Origin of the sequence: Pseudomonas capeferrum (assembly GCF_013523055.1) — a bacterium.
Lineage (GTDB): Bacteria > Pseudomonadota > Gammaproteobacteria > Pseudomonadales > Pseudomonadaceae > Aquipseudomonas > Aquipseudomonas capeferrum_A.
Window position 1 is genome coordinate 1 of sequence record NZ_JAAMQM010000038.1, and the last position, 22857, is coordinate 22857.

Sequence of the window (22857 nt, forward strand, 5' to 3'; positions counted from 1 at the left end):
CGCCCGCGCATACTCTTCATGGAAGATCACCTGCTGGCTGATGCTCAGGCCGCGACCGCCATCTTCCGGCTTCCAGCCCACGCCAACCCAGCCACCGGCGGCCAGTTCACGCTCCCAGGCCTTGCGCTCGGTGGGGAAGTTGTGTTCGTCACCGGGGCCGCCTCGGAAGCGCAGGGGGGCAAACTCACCCTGCAAGTGTGCCGCCAGCCAACTGGCGATCTCCTGGCGGAAGGCTTCGTCCGCACTGCTGAATCCGATTTTCATGCCAGCTCTCCGAACAGGTGCGTCGCCAGGCGCTCGCGATGCCATGCCGGGGTCCCGAGCAGTCGCTCGCTGGCCCTGGCGCGCTTGAAATAAAGGTGTGGGTCATATTCCCAGGTGAAGCCGACGCCGCCATGCAACTGGATGGATTCCGCCGCGCAGTGGAAGAACGCTTCACTGGCGTGGGCCTTCGCCGTGGCGGCAGCCGCCAGGAGCTCGGTGGCCACGCCAGGGTCGCCCTGCGGCGAGAGAGACTCGCGCGCGACACAGGCTGCGTACCACACCGCCGAACGGGCACATTCGACCTGCAGCATCATGTCGGCGCAGCGGTGCTTGATGGCCTGGAAACTGGCGATCGAGCGGCCGAACTGGCGCCGTTCGGCGGTGTAGGCCAGGGTCAGCTCCAGCACCTGCTGGGCGCCTCCGAGCTGCTCGGCGGCCAGGCCGATGGCGCCTATGCGCTGAGCATCGCGCAACAGCGGCCAGGCCTGGCCGGCGGCGCAAAGCAGCTGTGCATCGCTGGCCTGGACGTGACGCAGTTCGATCCGCGCCAGACGCCGGGTCTGGTCCAGGGTCGGCAGCGCAATGCGCAACAGGCCCGGTGTATCGGCGGGCAAGGCGAACAGGCTGATGCCCTGTTCGCCGACGCTGCCGGGGCTGCGCGCGGCGATCAGCAACAGGTCGGCCTGGGCACCATCGATGACATAGGCATGAGCGCCTTCAAGCAGGTAGCCGCCCGCGCGCGGCACGGCCTGGACCTGCACCTGCTCGGCCTCCAGGCCGCACGCCAGAGTGGCGTGGGTCTGGCCACCGGCAATCGCGCCTAGCCAGCGCGCCTGCAGGGCAGGGTTGTCGGCCAGCAGCAGCGCGGGGGTGGCCAGGCAAGCGCTGGCGAACAGCGGCGAGCCGAGCAGAAAACGCCCGCACTGCTCGAGCAGCACGGCCAGGTCGACGAAGCCCAGGCCCATGCCGCCGTGGGCCTCGGGCACCATGAGGGCGGGCCAGTACAGCTCTTGGCCGATGCGTCGGCACAGCTCGGGATCGTAGTCATCGGCACGGCACATGGCTGCGCGCACCGCGTGCGAATCGCTGGCCTGGGCGAGGAATCGCTCGGCGCTGTCGCGAATCATCAACTGTTCCTGGGTGAAGGCGAACTCCATGGGGTCGTCTCTTGCTGGGCGGATGGATAACCCGACTCTAGGGCGGCCACCTGGTCGACGAATCATTGAAACGGACTAGTCCCGCGTCCCCCTGCGGCGCGCGTCGCGCTTAGTCTCAACGGACGATGAGGGTTGCGCCGCCGCTGAGCACAATGGTCCCCAGGCAACGACTTGAGCCAGGAGGAACATGGGCATGATCGACATTCGCGGTTTGAGCTACTTCGTCTCGCAGATCGAGAACCTCAGCCAGTGGCAACGCTATGCCGAGGATGTCCTTGGCATGCAGGTCCAGCCGGCCCCCGGCGGGGGTCTGTACGTGAAGATGGACGAACGGCCCTACCGCATGCTGGTAGTCGAAGGCGACGCGCCGCGTTACCTGGCCAGCGGCTGGGAGCTGGGCTCGCAACAGGCGTTCCAGAACGCCTTGCAGCACCTGGAACGCTGTGGCGTGGCCTGGCAGCAAGGCAGTGCCGAGGCCATCGACCAGCGTGGCGTACAGGAACTGGTGACGGTCATCGACCCGTCCGGCAACCGCCATGAACTGAGCTGGGGCCATCGCTCCGACTGCCAGGCCTTCGTTTCGCCACAAGGGGTACCGCGCTTCGTCACGGGTGACATGGGACTCGGACACACCGTGCTGCCGGCGCCCGACTTCGACGCCACGCTGGCTTTCGCCAAGGACGTGCTCGGCTTCGGCCTGTCGGACATCTTCAACTTCCGCCCCGACCCGTCGGCGCCAGCGGTGCGTATCCACTTCCTGCATTGCCGCAATGCCCGTCACCACAGCCTGGCCTTGGCCGAGTACCCGGTGCCGTCCGGCTGCGTGCACGTGATGGTCGAGGTGGACTCGATGACCGAGGTCGGCCGCGCCCATGACCGTTTGCTGGCCAGCGGTGGGCAGCTGTCGGCCACCCTGGGCCAGCACCTCAACGATCAGATGACCAGTTTCTACATGAAGACGCCGTCCGGTTTCGACCTGGAATACGGCTATGGCGGGTTGCAGGTCGACTGGGCCGAACACTCGGCCTTCGAGTTCACCCGCGTGAGCATCTGGGGGCACGACTTTTCGGTCGGTCGCCAGCAAGGAGCCTGAACATGAACAAACAACTGACAGCGGCCGACGCGGTCGCCCAGCTGCGCGACGGGATGACCATCGGCTTCGGCGGCTGGGGGCCTCGGCGCAAGCCGATGGCGCTGGTGCGCGAGATCCTCCGCTCGCCGCTCAAGGACCTGACCGTGGTGGCCTACGGCGGCCCGGAAGTCGGCATGCTGTGCGCCGCCGGCAAGGTGCGCAAGCTGGTCTTCGGCTTCGCCACACTCGACGCCATCCCCCTCGAACCCTATTACCGCAAGGCCCGCGAGGCCGGTGAGCTGGAGCTGATGGAGCTGGACGAGGGCATGTTCCAATGGGGGCTGCGCGCGGCCGGCATGCGCCTGCCGTTCCTGCCCACCCGCTGCGGCCTGGCCACCGATGTGACGCGCCTCAATCCGTCGCTCAAGACAGTCCGTTCGCCCTATGACGATGGCGAGGTGCTGCTGGCGATGCCGGCGCTGAACCTGGACGTGGCCTTCTTGCACGTAAATGTCGCCGACCGCCTGGGCAACTGCCTGGTAACCGGTCCGGACCCGTACTTCGACCACCTGTTCGCCCGCGCCGCCACGCAGTGCTTCGTCTCGTGCGAGCGCCTGGAGGAGCGCCTGGAGCTGGATGCCGAACAGGCCCGTTTCAATACCTTCGAGCGCTACCTGGTGAGCGGCGTGGTGCACGCGCCGCTCGGTGCCCACCCTACCTCCTGCCCCTCGGACTACGGCTGGGACCTGGAGCACCTCAAGCACTACGTCGCCAGCAGTCAGCAAGAGAACGGCTGGGACACCTACGTCCAGACCTACGTGGCCGGCGGTGAGCAGGCCTATCAAACGCACAACGGCGGTGCCGTGCGCATGGGCGCCTTGCCCTTACCGGTGTTCTGAGGAGTACGAAGCATGCCTGCCACCTGTGATTTCACCCTGGCCGAACTGATGATCGTCGCCGCCGCCGAAGCCTGGCGCGGCAATGGCGAGGTCATTGCCTCGGGCCTTGGCGTGATCCCGCGTCTTGGCGCGAGCCTGGCCAAGCTCAGCCATAGTCCCGAACTGCTGATGACCGACAGCGAGGCGTTCCTGGTCGAGGAACCGCTGCCGCTGGGCCCGCGTGGCGAGCACGTCGCGCGCTACAGCGGCTACATGTCCTTCGAACGGGTCTTCGAGTGTGTCTGGGGCGGTCGCCGCCACGCGATGATCGGGCCGACCCAGATCGACCGCTGGGGGCAGACCAACCTGTCCTGCGTCGGCGACTACCACAAGCCCAAGACCGCCATCCTTGGCGTGCGCGGCCTGCCCGGCAACAGCATCAACCACATCAACTCGTTCTTCGTGCCCAGCCACAACACCCGGGTGTTCGTCAGCGGCGAGGTGGACATGGTCTCGGGCGTGGGCTTCAAGGCCGAACGTTGGCCAGAAGGCGTGCGCCGCGACCTGATGGATATCCGCCAGGTGATCACCGACCTGTGCACGCTGGACTTCGACGGGCCGCAGCGCGCCGTGCAGGTGCGCACCTTGCATCCCGGGGTGAGCTTCGACGAGGTGCAGGACAAGACCGGCTTCCCGCTGCTCACGTCCGCGCACCTGCGCGAGACCGCGCACCCCACTGCCGAACAACTGGCGCTGATCCGCCGACTGGACCCCCACGACCTGCGCGCCGCGGCGATCAAGGGCAACCCGCCTGGCATCCGTGCGGCCTGAGGAGTCGATCATGAACAGCAGCGACAGCCCGTTCGTCGTCCGCCAGGACAATGCGGTCTATGAGACACAAACCCCGGTGCTCTATGACGTGGCCGACGGCATCGCCACGCTCACGCTCAATCGACCGGACTTCAATAACGCGCAGAATTCGCAGATGACCTACGCCCTGGACGCGGCGTTTCGCCAGGCGGTCGACGATGACAGCGTCAAGGTCATCGTGCTGCGCGGCAACGGACGGCACTTCTCGGCGGGGCACGACATCGGCACGCCAGGGCGCGATATCGACAAGCCGTTCGAGCGCGCGCACCTGTGGTGGGACCATACCAACAAGCCTGGCGGCGAGCAGCTGTATGCCCGCGAACAGGAGGTCTACCTGGGGATGTGCAGGCGCTGGCGCGAGGTGCCCAAGCCGACCATCGCCATGGTCCATGGCGCCTGCGTCGCGGGCGGGCTGATGCTGGCCTGGGTGTGCGACCTGATCGTCGCCAGTGAAGACGCCTTCTTCCAGGACCCGGTCGTGCGCATGGGTATTCCAGGGGTCGAGTACTTTGCCCATCCCTATGAGCTGAACCCGCGCATCGCCAAGGAATTCCTCTTCTGTGGCGAACGCATGAGTGCCGCGCGGGCGTTCCAGATGGGCATGGTCAACCGCGTGGTGCCACGCGACGAACTGGAAGCGGCGACCTACGCGCTGGCCGTGGGCATTGCCCGCCAGCCACGCATGGGCCTGGCGCTGACCAAGCAGGCGATCAACCACGTCGAAGACCTGCAGGGCAAGCGCACGGCGATGGAGGCGGCATTTGCCTGGCATCAGTTCGCCCATGCGCACAACGAACTGCTTTCAGGCGACAAGCTGGGCGGCTTCGACGCCAAGGGCATGGCCCAGGCCAACAAACAGGCGACGCGGCCAGAAGGCGGCAACCCGTGAGCCGCTGGTTGTACACACCGCTGACCGAAGCGCTGGGCTGCCGCTATCCCATCGTGCAGACCGCCATGGGCTGGGTCTCCGACGCGGGGCTGGTGATCGCGACGACCCAGGCGGGCGGCTTCGGCTTCCTGGCCGGGGCGACCATTGCCGCCGACGCGCTGGAAGGCGAGATCATCAAGGTGATCGACGCCACGGGCGGCAGCCACTTCGGCCTGAATTTTCATATGTTCCAGGACAACGCCGCACAATGCGTCGACCTGGCCATCCGTTATCGCCTTCGCGCCGTCAGCTACGGACGCGGACCGGACGCGCAGACCATCGGCCGCTTCAAGGCGGCGGGGGTGCTGTGCATTCCCACCGTCGGCGCCCTCAAGCACGCGCTCAAGGCCCAGCAGCTGGGCGCCGACCTGATCACCCTGCAGGCCGGCGAGGGCGGCGGCCATACCGGTGGCGTTCCTGGCTCGATCCTGTTGCCGCAGGTATTGGCGGCGGTGCGAGTGCCGGTGATCGCCGCCGGAGGACACTCCACCGGGCGCGGCCTGGCCGCGGTACTCGCGGCAGGGGCCAGCGGCATCGCCATGGGCACGCGCTTCCTGATGACCCGCGAATCACCCACCCCAGCGACCACCCTGGAACGCTACCTGAAGGTCGCCGACCCGCAGCAGGTGCGGGTCACCACGGCGGTGGACGGCATGCGCCACCGGATGATCGAGAACCCCTTCATCAACCGTCTCGAGCAGGCAGGACCCTTTGGCCGCCTGCGCATCGCCCTGGGCAGCGCCTGGCACTGGAAACAGCAGACCGGCATGAGCCTGGCGCATATGGGTGGGGTGTTCCTGCGCTCGTTGCGCGAGGACCCGTCGACCCTTGCCCAGGTAGTCATGGCCGCCAACCAGCCGGTCCTGCTGCAGCGTTCGATGGTCGACGGCCTTCCGGACGACGGCATCCTGCCGAGCGGGCAGGTGGCGGCCGCGATCGATGAACTGCTGAGCTGCCGCGAGGTGATCGAAGGGATCGCCGCCGAAGCGGAGCAGTGCCTGGACGCCTTGCTTGCCCGGTGTCCGGCCCACGCCTGCGCATCACCCCAAGACAGCCTTGCCCCGAGTGGAGAACTCTTGTGAACCAGGCCTTTACTACCCAGTTGCACCAAGGAATCGCCGAGCTGGTGATCGACAAGCCGCCGGTCAATGCGCTCGACAGCCAGCAATGGCGTGCCCTGGCGGCAGAAATCAATGCCCTTGGGGCCGACCCCGAGGTGCGGGTGATCGTCATCCGCGCAGAGGGCCGTGGCTTCTGCGCCGGTGTCGACATCAAGGAGCTGGACGCGCATCCCGAGCGCATCGTCGAGGTCAACGCCGGCAACTACGAAACCTTCAAGGCCGTGCACCGCAATCCGGTGCCGGTGATCGTCGCCGTGCACGGTTTCGTCCTGGGCGGCGGCATCGGCATCACCGGGGCGGCCGACATCGTCGTCGCCGCCGACTGCGCGACCTTCGCCCTGCCGGAGGTGGACCGCGGCGCCATGGGCGGCGGTGCTCACTTGCAGCGTCTGTTCCCGGTGCAGAAGGTGCGTTACCTGTTCTTCACCGGCGCCAGCATCGGCGCGCGCGAGGCCCAGGCCTACGGCTTCATCGAGCGCGTGGTGCCCAAGGAGCGGTTGCGCGAAACGGCCCTCGAAATCGCCGCGCACATCGCCGCCAAGAGCCCGGGGATGATCCGCATCGCCAAGGAGGCGCTCAACGGCATCGAGGACGGCAACCTGGAAGACAAGTACCGCTGGGAGCAGGGCTTCACCCTGCAGGCCTACACCAGCCCCGACTCGGCGGAAACCCGTAGGGCGTTCGTCGAGAAACGCGATGCGAAATTCTGAGGGAGCGCCATGCAACTGACCTATACCCCCAAGCAGCAGGCCTTCCGTGCCGAGGTACGGACGTGGCTGGCGGACAACCTGCCGCGCCAGCCCCTGGCCAGCTATGACACCCGCGAAGGCTTCGAGGAGCACCGCGCCTGGGAGGCGAAACTGTTCGAGAGCCGCTGGTCGATGGTGATGTGGCCGGCCGAGCTGGGCGGGCGTGGCTGCGACCTGATCGAATGGCTGATCTTCGAGGAGGAGTACTACGGCGCCGGTGCGCCGATGCGCGTCAACCAGAATGGCCAGCTGCTGCTGGGGCCGACCCTGATGGAGTTCGGCACGCCCGAGCAGAAGCGCCGTTTCCTGCCGCGCATGGCCGCCAGCGCCGACATGTGGGCCCAGGGTTGGTCGGAGCCCAACGCCGGCTCCGACATGGCGGCGATCACCAGCAAGGCCCTGCTCGACGGCGACCACTATGTGCTCAACGGCCAGAAGACCTGGTCGACCCGGGCGATCTTCGCCGACTGGCTGTTCGGCCTGTTCCGCAGTGAACCCGGCTCCAGCCGTCACCATGGCCTGTCCTTCCTGATGGTGCCTCTGGACGCGCCAGGGGTGAGTATCCGGCCGATCAAGGCGCTCAACGGCAAGGACGCGTTCGCCGAGGTGTTCTTCGACGATGTCCGGGTACCGCTGGCCAACCGCATTGGCGCCGAGGGCCAGGGCTGGCATGTGGCAATGGCCACCGCCGGTTTCGAGCGCGGGCTGCTGCTGCGCTCGCCGGCGCGCTTCCAGCACACCGCGCGCAAGTTGGTGGAGCTGTTCAAGGCGCATCCTGAAAGCGCCGGGCGCGATCCGGGGCTGGGTGACGCGGTACTCGACTGCTGGATGGGCGCCGAAGCCTATGCGCTGTCGGCCTATCACACGGTCGGACGGCTGGGCCGGGGCGAGCAGATCGGTGCCGAGTCGAGCATCAACAAGATCATCTGGTCGGAGCTCGACCTGAAGATGCACGAAACCGCCATGCGCCTGCTCGGCGCACGCGGCGAGCTGCTGGCCCGCGCGCCCGCGGCGGGGGATGCGGCCGGCTGGCTGGAAGGATTCCTGTTCGCCCAGTCGGGGCCTATCTACGCCGGGACCAACGAGATTCAGCGCAACATCATTGCCGAGCGCATGCTCGGCCTGCCGAAGTAAGGACCAGGCCATGGACTTCACCTTTACCGATGACCAGCTGGCGTTTCGCGAAGCCATCAGCCGTTTCCTGATGACCGAGGCCGCGCCGGAGATGCTCCGGGAAATCTGGGAAACCGACGCCGGGCGTTCGCCGGACCTGCGCAACCGTATCGCCGCCCAGGGCCTCACCGCGCTGTCGGTGCCCGAAGCCGAAGGCGGGCTGGGCATGGACGATGTGGCCTGGGCCCTGATGACCCAGGAGCTGGGCTACTACGCCATCCCCGATTCCCTGGCCGACACCGCCTATGTGGCCGCCGGTCTGCTGGCCGGCCTGGACCCGGCACACCCGGCCCGCGCCGAGCTGCTGCCACGCATCGCCGAGGGCAGCCTGCGTCTGGCGATCAGCCATGCTATCAACCCTTTGGTCAGCGATGCGCAACTGGCCGAAGTGCTGATCCTGCCCGCGGGCGATGACCTGCACCTGGTGCCTCGCGCCGCGGTCGATGTGCAGGCCAACCCCAGCATCGACGCCTCGCGACGCCTCGGCCTGGTGAGCTGGACCCCCGGCCCGCAGACCCTTCTGGCCAGTGGCGAGGAGGGCCGCCGCCTGCAGGCGCAACTGCTCGACCGCGGCGCGTTGTCGGTGGCCGGCCAACTGCTCGGCCTGGCCCAGCGCATGCTCGACCTGTCGGTGGACTATGTGGCCCAGCGCAAGCAGTTCGGCAAGCCGATCGGTAGTTTCCAGGCGGTCAAGCATCACCTGGCCGACGTCGCCCGGCAGATCGAGCAGGCCAAGCCGGTGCTGTACCGCGCCGCGCATGGCCTGGCCCACGGCGAGCAAGGCGCCTCGGTGTGGGTCTCGCAAGCCCGCCTGGCCTGTTGCGAGGCGAGCTGGCTGGCAGCGCGCAAAGGCATCCAGGTACATGGCGCGATGGGCTACACCTGGGAGGTCGACCTGCAGATGTTCATGAAGCGGGCCTGGGCGCTGGATGCGTCCTGGGGCGACCGTGGCTTCCATAAATCCCGCGTCGGCGCATACCTGTTCGCCGACGGCGCCCGGCTCGGCCCGGGGCACACCTTCGAGGACGTGAACCATGCCTGAAGCTTATATCGTCGACGCGCTGCGCAGCCCGACCGGCAAACGCAAGGGTGCATTGGCCGACGTCCATGCCATCGACCTGGGCGCGCATGTGCTCAAGGCCCTGGTGGCACGCAATGTCATCCCCGCCGAAGACTACGACGACGTGATCTTTGGCTGTGTCGACACCATCGGCGCGCAGGCCGGTGACATCGCCCGCACCAGCTGGCTCGCCGCCGGTCTGCCACTGTCGGTGCCCGGCACCACGGTGGACCGCCAGTGCGGCTCCTCGCAGCAAGCCTTGCATTTTGCCGCCCAGGCGGTGATGAGCGGCACCCAGGATGTGATCGCGGTAGGCGGCGTGCAGACCATGACGCGCATCCCGATCGCCTCGGCGATGCTGGCCGGGCAGCCCTTGGGCTTTGCCGATCCGTTCTGCGGCAGTGTCGGCTGGCGCAAGCGCTTCGGCGAGCAGCCGGTCAATCAGTTCTACGCCGCGCAACGGATCGCCGAGCATTGGCAGCTCGACCGCGAGCAGATGGAGGCCTTCGCCCTGGAGAGCCATCGGCGCGCGCTGGCGGCGATCGACAGCGGCCGGTTCGCGCGCGAGATCGTCAGCTGCCATGGCCTCGACCGGGACGAAACGCCGCGCCAGACCACGCTGGCGAAGATGGCCGAGCTGCAACCGGTGGATCCGCAATTCCCATCGATCACCGCCGCGGTTTCGAGCCAGACCTGCGATGCCTCGGCGGCCTTGCTGGTGGTGTCCGAAGCGGCGCTCAAGCGCTACGACCTGACACCCAGGGCACGCATCCATCACCTGACCGTGCTCGGCGACGACCCGATCTGGCACTTGACCGCGCCCATCGCCGCCACGCGTCGGGCCTTGCAGCGCACGGGCCTGCGCATGGCCGACATCGACCGGGTGGAAATCAACGAAGCCTTCGCCTCGGTGGTCATGGCCTGGAGCAAGGAGCTCGATTACGACCCGGCCTGTACCAACGTCAATGGGGGTGCCATCGCCCTCGGTCATCCGCTGGGCGCGACCGGCGCGCGGCTGATGACCACCTTGCTCAACGAACTGGAATGCAGCGGTGGCCGCTACGGCCTGCAGACCATGTGCGAAGGCGGTGGCCAAGCCAACGTCACGATCATCGAGCGCCTGTAGGGCGCCCCCTCAAGTCAAGCAGTCGAAGGAGTCAGACATGGCTATATGTGAAGGCCGCACGGTGATCATCACCGGTGCCGGCGGTGGGCTGGGCCGCGCCTATGCGCTGGCGTTCGCCGAGCAGGGCGCCAGGGTGGTGATCAACGATATCCGTGCCGAGGCCGCGCAGGACGTGGCCGGAGAGATTCTTGCCGCCGGTGGCCAGGCCATCGCCAACAGCGACGACATCACCACGCTGGACAGTGCCCAGCGCATCGTCGATGCCGCGCTCGAGGCGTTTGGCGAGGTGCATGTGCTGGTCAACAACGCCGGGGTGTTGCGCGATCGCATGTTCGTCAGCCTCACGGAAGAGGATTGGGACCTGGTGATGCGCGTGCACCTGAAAGGCCATTACTGCCTGGCGAACATCCTTGGCCGCCGCTGGCGCGACCTGGCCAAGGCCGGTACGCCGGTGGCCGGGCGCATCATCAATACCAGCTCCGGGGCGGGCCTGCAGGGCTCCATCGGCCAGTCCAACTACAGCGCGGCCAAGGGCGGCATCGCCGCGCTGACCCTGGTGCAGGCGGCGGAACTGGCGCGCTATGGCGTCACGGCCAACGCCTTGGCCCCGGCCGCGCGCACGGCGATGACCGAGAGCGCCATGCCCGAGGTGGTCAAGGCACCGCACGACGGCAGCTTCGATGCCTGGGCGCCGGAGAACGTCGCACCGCTGGTGGTGTGGCTGGGCAGCGTCGAGTCGGGGCAGGTCACCGGGCAGGTGTTCGAGAGCCAGGGCGGGCGGATTTCGCTCGCTGATGGCTGGCGCACCGGTACCACCCAGGACAAGGGTGGGCGCTGGCAGGTGCGGGAGATCGGCCCGGTGGTGGCGCAGATCCTGGCGCAGGCGCCGGTGGCGCAGAAGGTCTGGGGCAGCTAGGCCCCGCGCCGATCCCAGCCATGTGGACAACAGACCTCAGGAGAACATCCTTGTGAAGCAGGCACCCCCTTATGTACCCGGCCACCAATTGCTGGCCGGCAAGACCGTCTTGATCACCGCCGCCGCCGGCGCCGGGATCGGTTACTCGGCAGCCCGGCGCAGCGCCGAGGAAGGCTGTCGCGCCTTGATGATTTCCGACGTGCATCCGCGGCGTCTGGAAGAGGCGGTGGAACGTCTGAAGGCCGAGACCGGCCTGCAGGCGATTCATGGCCAGCTCTGCGACGTGACCAAGGAGGCCGAGGTGCAGGCTCTGGTCGAGCGCGCAGAAGACCTGCTGGGCGGCGTCGATGTGCTGATCAACAACGCCGGTCTCGGCGGCCAGAAGGCAGTGGTCGATATGAGCGACGAAGAATGGTCACGGGTACTGGACGTCACCCTGACCGGCACCTTCCGCATGACCCGTGCCATGCTCCCGCACATGCAGCGACGCGGCGCCGGGGCCATCGTCAACAATGCTTCGGTGCTCGGTTGGCGCGCGCAGAAGGAACAGGCGCATTACGCCGCCGCCAAGGCCGGGGTGATGGCCCTGACCCGTTGCAGCGCACTGGAGGCCGCGGAGCATGGCGTGCGGATCAACGCCGTGTCGCCGTCGATCGCCTTGCACGACTTTCTCAAGAAGGCATCCAGCGAGGCGCTGCTCGACAGCCTGGCCAGCCGGGAAGCGTTCGGGCGCGCCGCCGAGGTGTGGGAAGTCGCCAATGTGATGATGTTCCTGGCCAGTGACTATGCCTCCTACATGGTTGGCGAAGTCTTGTCGGTCAGTTCGCAACAGGCCTGAGGAGATTGCCATGAGTCATACCTTCAGTAGCGCCCAGGCGCTGCTGGCCGCCGAGGGCACCGACTTGGGTTGCAGCGAGTGGCTGACCATCAGCCAGGCGCGCATCGACCTGTTCGCCGAGGCCACGGGCGACCACCAGTGGATCCATGTCGATCCGGAGCGCGCCGCCAGCGGGCCGTTTGGCGCCTGTATCGCCCATGGCTACCTGACCCAGTCGCTGGTCAACCTGTTTCTGCCGCAACTGCTGACCCTCGAGAACATGGCGATGGGGGTCAATTATGGCAGTGACCGGGTGCGCTTCCCGGCGCCGGTGCCGGTCGGCTCGCGGGTACGCGGCCGTGGCCAGATCCTGCGCGCCGAGCCGCTGGGCGACAGCGTGCAGCTGGTCGTGCGGGTCAACGTCGAGGTCGAGGGCCAGGAGCGCCCAGGCTGCGTGATCGACACCATCAGCCGCTACACCTTCAACCCTCTTGCCGAGTGAGCCTGTCATGGACCTGAATGAAGCAGTCATCGTTGCCACCGCGCGTACCGCGCTGGCGAAGTCGTTCCGTGGATCCTTCAACGATACCGAGGCGCCGGTGCTCGGCGGCCACGTGATACGTGCCGTAGTCGAGCGTGCCGGGGTCGAACCCGAGGCGATCGAGGATGTGATCATGGGTGCTGCCGTGCAGCAAGGTACCCAGGCCTACAATATCGGCCGTCTGTGTGCCTATACCGGCGGCTTGCCGCACAGCGTGCCGGGCATGGCGGTGGACCGCATGTGCGCCTCGGGCCTGATGAGCATCGGCCTGGCCGCCAAGGGCATCATCAGTGGCGAGCTGAACATCGCCATCGGCGGCGGCGTGGAGTCGTTGTCGCTGACCCAGACCAAGCACAAGAACACCTACCGCGCCCAATCCCAGGCGGTGCTGGAGGTGATGCCGGACGCCTACATCCCCATGGTGGAGACCGCCGAGATCGTCTCGCGTCGCTACGGCATCAGCCGCGCCGCGCAGGATGAGTATTCGCTGCACAGCCAGCTGCGCACGGCGGCGGCCCAGCGCGATGGACTGTTCGATGAGGAAATCGTCGAACTGGAGGTCGACAAGCTGACATTCGACAAGGACGGTCAGCCTGCCGGGCACGAGCGGGTACGGGTCGGTCGCGATGAGTGCAATCGCCCAGGCACGCGCCTGGAAGACCTGGCGGCGCTCAAGCCGGTGTGGAAGGACGGCAAGTGGATCGAGCAAGGTGAGTTCGTCACGGCGGGCAACGCCTCGCAGTTTTCCGACGGTGCGTCGGCCAGCCTGCTGATGAGCCGGGCCGAGGCGCGTCGGCGCGGGCTGACGCCGCTCGGGATCTATCGCGGCATCGCGCTGGCCGGTTGTGCGCCGCAAGAGATGGGCATCGGACCAGTGCTGGCGGTGCCTCGTCTGCTCAGGCGCTTTGGGCTGTGCGTGGCGGATATCGGCTTGTGGGAGATCAACGAAGCGTTCGCCTGTCAGGTGCTGCACTGCCGTGATGCGCTAGAGATCCCGGTGGATCGCCTGAACGTCAATGGCGGTGCCATTGCCATTGGCCACCCGTTCGGCATGTCGGGCGCGCGGATGGTCGGGCATGCGTTGCTTGAGGGACGGCGGCGAGGGGTGCGCTATGTGGTGGTGGCGATGTGCATCGGCGGCGGCATGGGCGCGGCCGGGTTGTTCGAGTTGCCTTAGCTGAGAGCGGCAGGGAGGGATGCAGGGCGGCTGATGGCGTTCTAAGGCTGATGCCAGCGTGCCCTGCTGAGATAATGGATGGTTGGATGCTTAAGCTTATCTTTCGGCCTTTGAAATTCGGTGCAACTGCTGGCCTCATCGCGGGACAAGCCCGCTCGCCACCGGTATGCGGTGTAGCTAAGGCCACGCGCCCGGTGGCGAGCGGGCTTGTCCCGCGATGAGGCCAGCAGCCGTCATGAATGACTTGAGCATGAACAGGACTTCGGCACCTCGAATCGAAAGTGTCTTCCTTGTCTGACCAGCACCGACGCAATCCCCACTCAGCCAGATTCCGGTTCACCGAAAAATGTGAGCCCTTGCCCCATCCACCTGGCCACCCCTTGAAACCCTGCTAGGCCATTTGGACGATGCCTCCTGGGCCAGGGCGGTCGGATGATCCTCGCACAAAACCAAAAGGATCATCCCCATGAAGCCTGCCCCGTGCCTGCCCCCGTTGCCATGGAGTCCGTCATGCGCCAGCTGACCGGATACGCCATGAGCGCCATCGTCATCGCCGCCGTGACCTTCGCCTTCGCACCGCGCCAACCCGAGCCCCTGGCCCTGACCCAGATCCATGCCGACCGGGTCCAGATCAATGCGCTGCTGAGCACCGGCGAACGGCTGATCGCGGTCGGCGAGCGCGGTACCATTCTCAGCAGTCGCGACAGTGGACGCTCCTGGGAAGCCAGCCAAGTAGGCGCGGGCCGTGATGCCACCCTGACCGGCGTGCTCGCCCTGAGTCCGCAGGTGTTGGTCGCGGTGGGCCACGACGGCTGGATCCTGCGTTCGGCGGACGGTGGAACGAGCTGGCGGGAAATGCGCCATGACGCCCGCCTTGGCGAGCCGTTGCTCGGTGTCTGGAGTGGCGATGGGCAGCAAGTCGTGGCCTACGGCAGCTATGGCAAGTTCCTGGTGTCGACCGATGCCGGCGAACACTGGACCGCGCGCGAGATGCCCGGCGACGGCGCGCACTTCAACGGCCTCGACGGTGGCGCGGATGGACGCCAGATACTGGTAGGGGAGCAGGGACTGGTGTTGCGCTCGAGCGACGGTGGGCAGCATTGGCAGGACCTGCCGCCGTTCTACAACGGTTCGCTGTTCGGCGTAGTGCGTCTGTCAGCGTCGCACTGGCTGGCCTATGGCATGCGCGGGCATGTGTTTGCCAGCGCCGATTTTGGCGACACCTGGCAGCGCATCGAGATCGACAGCGATCAACCGATCTACGGCCATGCCCGTCTGCCGGACCGGGGCGGACTTATCCTGGTGGGCGCCGACAGCCGATTGATCCGTCTGGATGCCGAGGGCAACCTGCTCGGCATCGATCAGCGCAGCGGGCTCGGCACCCTGACTTCGGCGGTGGTGCTCAACGCTCGCCACCTGCTGGTCGCGGGGGAGCGTGGCGTTTCCCAAGGGGCGGACCACAGCGTCGCGATCGCTGCTCGGGAACCGCAGCCATGAGCAGGCGCTGGAGCGAACGTCGTGTGCAGCAGTGCGCGGACCTGCTGCTCGGATGGCGCCGCAGTTGGCTGGGGCTCTTCCTGCTGTTGACCTTGGTGCTGGGCTACAGCGCGACTCAGGTGCGCCTGGACCCAGGGTTCAACAAACAGATTCCGGTGCGCCATGAGTACATGCTCAACTTCCTCGAGTTCAGCAAGGTCTTCACGGGCGCCAACCGCCTGTTGGTGAATGTGCGCTGGAAAGGCGAGGGCGATATCTACAACCCTCGCTTTCTTCAGGTGCTGCAACAGGTCACCGACGATGTGTTCTTCATCGCCGGGGTCAGTCGACCCAGCGTCACGTCGCTGTTCACTCCCAACGTGCGCTATGTGGAGGTCACCGAAGAGGGCTTCGTGGGGGACCTGGTGGTTCCGCCGCAATACGCCGGCACCCCCGAGGACTTGCAGAAGGTACGCAGCAACGCGGCGCGGGCAGGGCAGGCAGGGCGCTTGCTGGCCAACGACCAACGCTCGGCACTGGTGCGCGCCGACCTGCAGGACACCGATCCGCGCACCGGCGAGCCGGTGTCGTACGTGGAGATCGCCAAGCGTCTGGAAGAGATCCGCGCGCGTTACAACGGTCCGGATATCGAGATCAACGTGGTCGGCTTCGCCAAGCTGGTCGGGGACGTGGTGGAAGGTCTTAACACGGTCCTGTCGTTCTTCGTCGTGGCCTTCCTGATCACGGCCGCGCTGCTGTGGGCCTATTCCCGATCGCTGCGCCTGACCCTGGTGGCGCTGCTGGTGGCCCTGTTGCCGGTGGTCTGGCTGCTCGGCCTGCTGCCGCTGCTGGGCCTGGGGATCGATCCGATGTCGGTGCTGGTGCCGTTTCTGATCTTCTCCATCGGCGTCTCTCACGCGGTGCAGATGACCAACGCCTGGAAACAGGATGTGCTGGCGGGCGGCACCTCGCGGCAGGCGGCCCGTTCGGCGTTCTGCAAGATCTTCATTCCCGGCTCCCTGGCCTTGTTGATGAACGCGCTGGGCTTTGCCGTGATCATGCTGATCGACATCCCGATCGTGCACGAGCTCGGGGTCACGGCTTGCCTTGGGGTGATGTTGATGATCATCACCAACAAGATGATGCTGCCGCTGATCCTCTCGTATCTTTCGATAAGGTGCGAGGTCGGGGCTCGCCCCGCCCTGACAGCGCCACGTCATCCCTTGTGGTGGCGTCTATCGGCCCTGGCCGAGCCTGGCCCGGCGCTGGTGGTGTTCGCCGCCAGCCTGGTGCTGCTGGCCGTGGGCGTATCCAAGGCGCGTGAACTGGCGGTGGGCGACATCGGCCCCGGCGCGCCGGAGTTGCGAGCGGACTCGCGTTACAACCAGGACAACCGGCGGATCATGGAGAGCTACTCGATCGGGCTGGATGTGCTGTCGGTATTCCTGCAGGCCCACGGCGTCGACGAGGCCTGTCTGGCGCCGTCGGTGATGCGCGCTGTCGAGTCGTTCGACTTCCAGATGCGTAATGTCAGCGGCGTACAGTCGGTACAGAGCGTGGCCGGCATGGGCAAGGCGATGATCGCTGGCAACAACGAGGGCAACCCGCGTTGGGCCGCCATTCCAGGCTCCTCGCGCGGCCTGCAGCAAGGCTCGATGGCCTATTCTCCGGACGCGGGCCTGGTGACCGATGGCTGCCGACGCATGCAAGTGCTGGTGTTTCTCAACGATCACGAGGGGGCGACCGTGGCCCATGTGGTCAGCGAAGCCCAACGCATCATCGCGACCCTCCAGGCGCCCGAGGTGTCGTTCCACCTCGCAGGCGGCAATGTCGGGGTAATGGCGGCCTCGAACGAAGCGGTCAAGCATGCCGAGGTGTGGATGCTCGCGGCGCTGTTCTGTTCGGTGGCGCTGTTCTGCCTGCTGACCTTCCGCTCGCTGCGTGCCGTGCTGTGCATCCTCGTGCCGCTGGGCATCGTGGCGATCCTCTGCAACGCGCTGATGGCAATGCTCGGCATTGGCCTGAAGGTCGCCACCTTGCCGGTCATGGCGCTGGGTGTCGGGGTCGGCGTGGACTACGGCATCTACCTCTTCGAGCGCATCCAGCACGAAATGGCCGACGGCCAGGACCTGCGCAACGCCTTCTACCGGGCGATGTGCCAGCGCGGCACGGCGGCTGTCTTCACTGCCCTGACCATGTCCATCGGCGTCGGCACCTGGGCGTTCGCGCCGCTCAAGCTGCAGGCCGACATGGGCCTGTTGCTGGCGTTCATGTTCCTGGTGAACGTGTTCGGCGCGATCTTCCTGTTGCCGGCGCTGGCAGCGTGGTTCGACCGTGGTCGGCCGCTGGTGGTGCGCACGGCATCCGCGCCGGCCGGGCATCCGACCGTTGGCTGACCCATCACAACGACAATGACGCGGGCCCGATCCATGGGTCCGCCTTGGGGGCTGTCTATGCAAACCACGCTGTCCAACGCCCAGGTGCTGGCTGACATGGGCATCGAATTGGCCGAGTACGAGCGGCTGATCGGCAACATGTACGACGCGGCCCTGGATACCGGGCGTCTGAACGAGGCGCTGCGGCAACTGCGGGTGCTGTTCAAGGCCAGCTACGTGACATTGATCCTGCGCGTGCTGGATGAACCCTTCCTGTCGCCGATGATGGTGGCGGGCGATGTCGAGACGGGCGAGGGTGGGGTCAATCACTATGCCTACTACGCCAAGTCCACGCTGTTCGACAAGCTGCCGGTCGACACGGTGTTCACCATCGAAGACTTGATGAGTGACAGCGAGTGGTCCAGCTCGTCGTTCTACCTGCTGTATTGCCAGCCCTACGGCTGCTACCACATGCTGGGCACCGATATCAGCATGCCCGATGGCGGCATCTTGCGCCTGCGCATCAACCGCCCTCGGGAGCAGCCGCGCTTCGACGTCACCGCGCGGGCGCTGTGCGCGATGCTGATGCCGCACCTGCGCCGCGCCTTGCACATGCACGCGCTGCTGGACCGCAGCGTTTCCCTGGGCAGCCTGTATTCGCAGACCATCAATCGCCTGGCGGTCGCGACCATCGTGCTCGATGAGAACGGCAGCGTGCTGCAGCTCAACCCCGTGGCCCGCGAAATTCTCGGCAGCAGCGACGGCCTGAAGCTGGTCGGTGGCCGACTCGAGGCGACCTACCCGAGCGATAACCGCGAGCTGACCCGCCTGGTGCGCAACGCCTTCCTGCGCAGTCGGCAAGGTGACGAGGCCGAGCTGGGCGCCGAGGCCATGTCGGTGTCGCGGCCCTCCGGGCAGGTCAATCTCGGCGTGGTGGTAGAGCTGATCCCTTCCCAGCAACTGGTCGAGGGCAGAGGCAAGCCGACCGTGGTGGTCTATGTGCGCGATGCGGTGGGCAAATCGCTGGTCAGCACCGTGGTGGCCTCGCAGCTCTACAACCTCACCCCCGCGGAAACCGGGCTGGCCCTGGAGCTGGCCAACGGTCTGTCGCTGGAGGAAGCGTCCGAGCGGCTGCATATCCGTCGCAACACGGCTCGCGCGCACTTGCGCTCGATCTTTTCCAAGACCGGGGTGCGGCGCCAGACCGAGCTGGTGCGGATCATGCTCAACAGTGTCGTGGCCCTGGGGGTGCCAGGGCCGGAGTCGCTGCTGGCAGGCCCTGGTCAGGTAGCGACGGGTCGAACGCGAGGCGACTGGCCCGGCGGGGTAAAAATGCGTTAGTCCGAGCGGACGATGCTCCTTGCGCAAGGGCCTACCGATACTGGGCCACCGCTATCGGTAACCAAGGAGAACAAGAATGACCGACAGTAATCCGGCCAGCGATCGTCTGCCCCTCTGTTTCACGACTTCGCGCGCCCTGGCCTTGATCCTGGTGCTGGGCGGCAGCGTGACTGGCGTTGCGCAGGCCGCCCCCGAGGACGTCGAGCGCCTGGGCAAGGACCTCACCTGCGTGGGCGCCGATCCAAGCGGCAACGCCGACGGCAGCATCCCGCCGTTTTCCGGACAATGGCTGGGCGCGCCGCCACAGGTGGCGTTCAAAGGCACGGGCCATCATCCGGTCGATCCCTATGCGAATGAAAAGCCGCTGTTCGTGATCACCGCCGATAACCTGGCGCAGTACGCGGACGTCTTGTCCGATGGCCAGAAAGCCTTGTTCAAGCTGTATCCCACGACCTTCAGGATGCCGATCTATCCCAGTCATCGAGACTTCCGCTTCGACGATACGGTGTGCCAGGCGACCCGAGAGAATGCCAAGGTCGCCCGACTGGTGGACGATGGCGAGGGAGTGGTCGGCAAGACCGGTGGCACGCCATTCCCGGTGCCACGCAGCGGCCTGGAGCTCTTGAAGAACGCCTCGACCTTCACCCTGCGCGCCTGGACCGAGGAATACATCTCCGATAACGCCTATGTGCTCAAGGACGGCAACATCAACTGGGGCCGCGTGCATTCGCGCAACCTGGCCCCGGCGCTGGAACCGGGCAAGATCGGCGATACTGTCGGCAACTCGTCGTTCTACCTCAACGAAACCCTGTTGCCGCAGCGGGACAAGGGCGAGATCAATACCGGCACCGAATTCTGGAACGACAAGACCGAGCCGCGCCAGGCATGGCGCTATGACCCAGGCACCCGCCGGGTCCGGCAGTCGCCGGGGTATGGCTTCGACATGTCGTTCCCGGGCAGTGGTGGCTCGATCACCGTCGACGAGGTGCGCCTGTTCAACGGCTCGGGGCAGCGCTACGACTGGAAGATTGTCGGCAAGCGCGAGATGTTCATTCCCTACAACGCCTACCGGATTCACTCGCCCGAGCTCAAATACGCCAATCTCCTGACCCCTGGCCATATCGATCCCGAGGCGATGCGCTACGAGCGTCACCGGGTATGGGAGCTGGAAGGTACGCTCAAGCCGGGTTATCGCCATCTTTATGGCAAGCGCAAGCTGTACATCGACGAGGACACCTGGTTCCCGATGCTCGCCGACAACTATGACAACCGGGGCGAGCTGTGGCGTACCTCGATGGTCAATTACTTCTATGCCTACGAAACACAGCGGCCACAGGCCGGCGTGGGGCTCTATCACGACCTCAACGCCGGCAGCTACCTGGCCTTCAACCTGATCAACGAGCAGCGTAACGGCTATCAGCTCAACCGTCCCGGCTTCAGCCCGCGCGACTTCGGTCCGGAAGCGGCGCGGCGTTTCGGTCAGTGACGCTTTGATCGATGCCAATCGGCTGAGGAAACCGCTGATTCCAATAGTGAAGCGTTCGGCCTCTGATCTGCGGTGTTGCTGATGGCCCTATCGCGGGGCAAGCCCGCTCGCCACTGGAAACGCGCTTTCGCTGCGCCGGCATCAGTGGCGAGCGGGCTTGCCCCGCGATGGGCCATCAGCAACCCGGCAGATGGCCGGGCCATGTAGTCCGATTGGAGGATGAGGGCCCGGCACGGCTGCTCAAAGATGTTCGCCAGGTATCGATCCCGATCAGGGGGTATCAACCGTGAATGGCGTTTTCAACACAGGAATAACAAAAACATGACCAAGCTCGCCGAACTCTCCATCGAAAGCGCGCAGCGTACCCATCGTTACGCCAGGGGCTGGCACTGCCTGGGTGTGGCCGACGATTATCGCGATGGCAAGCTGCATACCCTGAATGTCTTCGGCACGCGCCTGGTGGCCTTCGCCAACAGTGCCGGTGCCATCAGCATCCTCGATGCGTTCTGCCCGCACATGGGCGCCGACCTGTCCCAGGGCACCATCGAAAACGACACCGTGGTGTGCCCGTTCCACCACTGGAAATACGACACCAGCGGCAAGTGCGTGGAGATCCCCTACTGCAAGCGTATTCCGCCCAAGGCCAGGACCCGGAGCTGGCTGACCTGCGAGGAAAACAACCTGCTGTTCGTCTGGAACAACCCCGAGGGCCGACCACCGAAGGAGGGCGTGATCATTCCGCACCTGCCGGAAATGGATGACCCGCAGTGGATCCATGACTGGAACATCGACACCATGCTGATCGAGACCAATCCTCGCGAGCTGGTCGACAACCTGGTCGATGCCCAGCACTTCGGGCCGGTGCACGGTACGCCGACGAAGTACTTTGCCAACGTGTTCGAGGGGCATATCGGCAGGCAGATCTTTCATGGCGATTCCGAACGCCTGGGTGGGGACCTGATCGCACCGTCGGCCTACTACGGCCCGGCCACGCATTTCACCGAGCTCAGTTCGATGTTCGGCGATGTCCGGGTGCACGCCATTTTGCTCAACAGCCATGTGCCGGTCACCGCGAACAGCTTCGTGTTGCGCTTTGGCTGCATGGTCAAGCGTGTTCCTGGCTGGACGGAGGAGCAGAACATCGAGGTTGCCAAGGCTTACGTCATGGGCAATCGCGCCTCGTTCTATCAGGACGTGGATATCTGGAAGCACAAGATCCGCATCGACAAGCCGGTGCTGGCGGAAAACGACGGCCCGGTCTATCAGCTGCGCGAGTGGTACCAGCAGTTCTTCACCGACGAAGACCTGGTACCGGCGAGCATGGCCGAGCGGCGTGAGATCGTCACGGTAGACGAACGCTGAGATGCGCGGATGTCCCGCCAGGCCTGCCTGGCGGGGCTGAGGATCGGAGGTGGGTGCCATGAAGATCAAAAGCGTTCTTGCCTATTGTGTGCCATTGTCGGTGGTGCTGATCATCGGCGTGACGCTGTTGGCCTCGTCTGCGCCGGAGTCGCGCGGGGCCCAGGCGTGCAGACATATTCCGGGGTGCATGAGCATCCTGCCGAGCTTTCAGGGATGGCCAGGGGTGAGGTAGTGGCTGCAGTGGCAGGGGTGGCTGTCGCCGGACTGCATCCCGGGTGCTGGCCCCGTGCGTTACGTGTGCCGCAGCTAGACCCTCGTAGAGGTGCGCCCATCCCGTTGGGCTGCGCTATCGCGCGCAGAGCAAGGCCTGCAAGGGCGGTACATACCTGGTGGGAGCGGGTTTACCCGCGAACACCGGCGAAGCCGGTGCCATACACCGCAGTGTCTGCTTCGCGGGTAAACCCGCTCCCACCAGGTCTTGCCAACTCAATGAGTTAGCGGTTGTTCCATGAGGGGTGGGTTGCGTGAACCCAGGCCGCCTGCGATCGAGTCCGCAGGGGGCGGCTGGTGATGAAATTCTCACTCGCCGCTATCGCGCGGAGAATAAGGCCTGCAAGGGCGGGACATACCGAGTGGGAGCGGGTTTACCCGCGAACACCGGCAAAGCCGGTGCCATACACCGCAGTGTCTGCTTCGCGGGTAAACCCGCTCCCACCAGGTTGCGCTGAATCAATGAGGTAGCGGTTGTAGCTGCGCCGCAGTGATATTCCATTGCGGCTACACCAACTCTTCCAGCTCCGGGACCGCTTCGAACAGGTCGGCGACCAGGCCGTAGTCGGCTACCTGGAAGATCGGCGCCTCTTCGTCCTTGTTGATCGCCACGATCACCTTGGAGTCCTTCATGCCGGCCAGGTGCTGGATGGCACCGGAGATACCGACGGCGATGTACAGCTGCGGCGCGACGATCT

Annotated in this window: 22 protein-coding genes; 19 read left to right on the forward strand and 3 right to left on the reverse strand. The window is 66.0% G+C overall.

Annotated elements, in window-relative coordinates; translation table 11 throughout:
• The coding region (locus G7009_RS26765) for an acyl-CoA dehydrogenase family protein (protein WP_181133286.1) at positions 1 to 264 on the reverse strand (264 nt) is incomplete at its 3' end.
• Positions 261 to 1421, reverse strand: coding sequence for an acyl-CoA dehydrogenase family protein (locus G7009_RS26770; RefSeq protein WP_181133287.1), 1161 nt, complete (start codon positions 1419 to 1421; stop codon positions 261 to 263). The genes G7009_RS26770 and G7009_RS26765, both read right to left, overlap by 4 nt.
• A 193-nt stretch (positions 1422 to 1614) precedes the next feature.
• On the opposite strand from G7009_RS26770, the gene G7009_RS26775 reads away from it, so the two are divergent.
• The 19 genes from G7009_RS26775 to G7009_RS26865 all read left to right on the forward strand — a co-directional run bounded on the left by G7009_RS26775 (position 1615) and on the right by G7009_RS26865 (position 22121).
• Complete coding sequence (locus G7009_RS26775; protein WP_181133288.1) at positions 1615 to 2514, forward strand: VOC family protein; 900 nt, start codon at positions 1615 to 1617, stop codon at positions 2512 to 2514.
• A gap of 2 nt (positions 2515 to 2516) precedes the next feature.
• Positions 2517 to 3392, forward strand: coding sequence for a CoA transferase subunit A (locus tag G7009_RS26780; RefSeq protein ID WP_181133289.1), 876 nt, complete (start codon positions 2517 to 2519; stop codon positions 3390 to 3392).
• Between the two features lie 12 nt (positions 3393 to 3404).
• A complete protein-coding gene (locus G7009_RS26785) occupies positions 3405 to 4202 on the forward strand; it encodes a CoA-transferase subunit beta (RefSeq protein ID WP_181133290.1) in 798 nt (265 codons plus the stop codon).
• Between the two features lie 10 nt (positions 4203 to 4212).
• Positions 4213 to 5130 carry an enoyl-CoA hydratase gene (locus G7009_RS26790; protein ID WP_181133291.1) on the forward strand — a complete coding sequence of 306 codons (918 nt, stop codon included), beginning with the start codon at positions 4213 to 4215 and terminating at the stop codon, positions 5128 to 5130.
• Positions 5127 to 6251 carry an NAD(P)H-dependent flavin oxidoreductase gene (locus tag G7009_RS26795; RefSeq protein WP_181133292.1) on the forward strand — a complete coding sequence of 375 codons (1125 nt, stop codon included), beginning with the start codon at positions 5127 to 5129 and terminating at the stop codon, positions 6249 to 6251. Before G7009_RS26790 ends, G7009_RS26795 begins: the two co-directional genes overlap by 4 nt.
• Positions 6248 to 7000: an enoyl-CoA hydratase family protein gene (locus G7009_RS26800; protein WP_181133293.1), complete on the forward strand. Its 753-nt coding sequence runs from the start codon at positions 6248 to 6250 to the stop codon at positions 6998 to 7000. The genes G7009_RS26795 and G7009_RS26800 overlap by 4 nt, the downstream gene beginning before the upstream one ends.
• Positions 7001 to 7009: 9 nt before the next feature.
• On the forward strand, positions 7010 to 8173 hold the full coding sequence (locus tag G7009_RS26805) for an acyl-CoA dehydrogenase family protein (protein ID WP_181133294.1): 1164 nt from the start codon (positions 7010 to 7012) through the stop codon (positions 8171 to 8173).
• 10 nt (positions 8174 to 8183) lie between these two features.
• The gene (locus tag G7009_RS26810; protein WP_181133295.1) at positions 8184 to 9254 is read left to right on the forward strand and encodes an acyl-CoA dehydrogenase family protein; all 1071 of its coding nucleotides are present in this window, start codon (positions 8184 to 8186) and stop codon (positions 9252 to 9254) included.
• Positions 9247 to 10398, forward strand: a complete 1152-nt coding sequence (locus G7009_RS26815; protein WP_181133296.1) for an acetyl-CoA C-acetyltransferase — start codon at positions 9247 to 9249, stop codon at positions 10396 to 10398. The genes G7009_RS26810 and G7009_RS26815 overlap by 8 nt, the downstream gene beginning before the upstream one ends.
• Before the next feature lie 37 nt (positions 10399 to 10435).
• The gene (locus tag G7009_RS26820) at positions 10436 to 11314 is read left to right on the forward strand and encodes an SDR family oxidoreductase (protein ID WP_181133297.1); all 879 of its coding nucleotides are present in this window, start codon (positions 10436 to 10438) and stop codon (positions 11312 to 11314) included.
• Positions 11315 to 11366: 52 nt separating this feature from the next.
• Positions 11367 to 12152 carry an SDR family oxidoreductase gene (locus tag G7009_RS26825; RefSeq protein ID WP_181133298.1) on the forward strand — a complete coding sequence of 262 codons (786 nt, stop codon included), beginning with the start codon at positions 11367 to 11369 and terminating at the stop codon, positions 12150 to 12152.
• Positions 12153 to 12162: 10 nt separating this feature from the next.
• Positions 12163 to 12633, forward strand: a complete 471-nt coding sequence (locus G7009_RS26830) for a MaoC family dehydratase (protein ID WP_181133299.1) — start codon at positions 12163 to 12165, stop codon at positions 12631 to 12633.
• A 7-nt stretch (positions 12634 to 12640) separates the two neighbouring features.
• Complete coding sequence (locus tag G7009_RS26835) at positions 12641 to 13849, forward strand: acetyl-CoA C-acyltransferase (protein WP_181133300.1); 1209 nt, start codon at positions 12641 to 12643, stop codon at positions 13847 to 13849.
• Positions 13850 to 14359: 510 nt separating this feature from the next.
• Entirely contained in the window at positions 14360 to 15346 is a 987-nt protein-coding gene (locus G7009_RS26840; protein WP_181133301.1) for a WD40/YVTN/BNR-like repeat-containing protein, read from the forward strand.
• A complete protein-coding gene (locus tag G7009_RS26845) occupies positions 15343 to 17721 on the forward strand; it encodes an efflux RND transporter permease subunit (protein WP_181133302.1) in 2379 nt (792 codons plus the stop codon). The genes G7009_RS26840 and G7009_RS26845 overlap by 4 nt, the downstream gene beginning before the upstream one ends.
• A 57-nt stretch (positions 17722 to 17778) precedes the next feature.
• Positions 17779 to 19041: a helix-turn-helix transcriptional regulator gene (locus G7009_RS26850; RefSeq protein WP_181133303.1), complete on the forward strand. Its 1263-nt coding sequence runs from the start codon at positions 17779 to 17781 to the stop codon at positions 19039 to 19041.
• 76 nt (positions 19042 to 19117) lie between these two features.
• Positions 19118 to 20527 (forward strand): DUF1329 domain-containing protein, encoded by a 1410-nt coding sequence (locus tag G7009_RS26855; RefSeq protein ID WP_181133304.1) that lies wholly within the window; start codon positions 19118 to 19120, stop codon positions 20525 to 20527.
• 321 nt (positions 20528 to 20848) lie between these two features.
• On the forward strand, positions 20849 to 21889 hold the full coding sequence (locus tag G7009_RS26860; RefSeq protein ID WP_181133305.1) for a Rieske 2Fe-2S domain-containing protein: 1041 nt from the start codon (positions 20849 to 20851) through the stop codon (positions 21887 to 21889).
• Positions 21890 to 21947: 58 nt separating this feature from the next.
• A complete protein-coding gene (locus tag G7009_RS26865; RefSeq protein ID WP_181133306.1) occupies positions 21948 to 22121 on the forward strand; it encodes a hypothetical protein in 174 nt (57 codons plus the stop codon).
• Positions 22122 to 22666: 545 nt separating this feature from the next.
• Here G7009_RS26865 and G7009_RS26870 read toward each other — a convergent pair.
• Positions 22667 to 22857 (reverse strand): FAD-binding protein (locus G7009_RS26870; protein WP_219856802.1); only part of this gene is annotated, 191 nt, incomplete at its 5' end.

Coding starts and splice junctions, on each gene's coding strand:
- G7009_RS26770 (WP_181133287.1), bottom strand. CDS start 1,421: ATGGAGTTCGCCTTCACCCAGGAACAGTTGATGATTCGCGACAGCGCC.
- G7009_RS26850 (WP_181133303.1), top strand. CDS start 17,779: ATGCAAACCACGCTGTCCAACGCCCAGGTGCTGGCTGACATGGGCATC.
- G7009_RS26820 (WP_181133297.1), top strand. CDS start 10,436: ATGGCTATATGTGAAGGCCGCACGGTGATCATCACCGGTGCCGGCGGT.
- G7009_RS26775 (WP_181133288.1), top strand. CDS start 1,615: ATGATCGACATTCGCGGTTTGAGCTACTTCGTCTCGCAGATCGAGAAC.
- G7009_RS26780 (WP_181133289.1), top strand. CDS start 2,517: ATGAACAAACAACTGACAGCGGCCGACGCGGTCGCCCAGCTGCGCGAC.
- G7009_RS26845 (WP_181133302.1), top strand. CDS start 15,343: ATGAGCAGGCGCTGGAGCGAACGTCGTGTGCAGCAGTGCGCGGACCTG.
- G7009_RS26860 (WP_181133305.1), top strand. CDS start 20,849: ATGACCAAGCTCGCCGAACTCTCCATCGAAAGCGCGCAGCGTACCCAT.
- G7009_RS26810 (WP_181133295.1), top strand. CDS start 8,184: ATGGACTTCACCTTTACCGATGACCAGCTGGCGTTTCGCGAAGCCATC.
- G7009_RS26835 (WP_181133300.1), top strand. CDS start 12,641: ATGGACCTGAATGAAGCAGTCATCGTTGCCACCGCGCGTACCGCGCTG.
- G7009_RS26815 (WP_181133296.1), top strand. CDS start 9,247: ATGCCTGAAGCTTATATCGTCGACGCGCTGCGCAGCCCGACCGGCAAA.
- G7009_RS26785 (WP_181133290.1), top strand. CDS start 3,405: ATGCCTGCCACCTGTGATTTCACCCTGGCCGAACTGATGATCGTCGCC.
- G7009_RS26840 (WP_181133301.1), top strand. CDS start 14,360: ATGCGCCAGCTGACCGGATACGCCATGAGCGCCATCGTCATCGCCGCC.
- G7009_RS26805 (WP_181133294.1), top strand. CDS start 7,010: ATGCAACTGACCTATACCCCCAAGCAGCAGGCCTTCCGTGCCGAGGTA.
- G7009_RS26830 (WP_181133299.1), top strand. CDS start 12,163: ATGAGTCATACCTTCAGTAGCGCCCAGGCGCTGCTGGCCGCCGAGGGC.
- G7009_RS26865 (WP_181133306.1), top strand. CDS start 21,948: ATGAAGATCAAAAGCGTTCTTGCCTATTGTGTGCCATTGTCGGTGGTG.
- G7009_RS26855 (WP_181133304.1), top strand. CDS start 19,118: ATGACCGACAGTAATCCGGCCAGCGATCGTCTGCCCCTCTGTTTCACG.
- G7009_RS26790 (WP_181133291.1), top strand. CDS start 4,213: ATGAACAGCAGCGACAGCCCGTTCGTCGTCCGCCAGGACAATGCGGTC.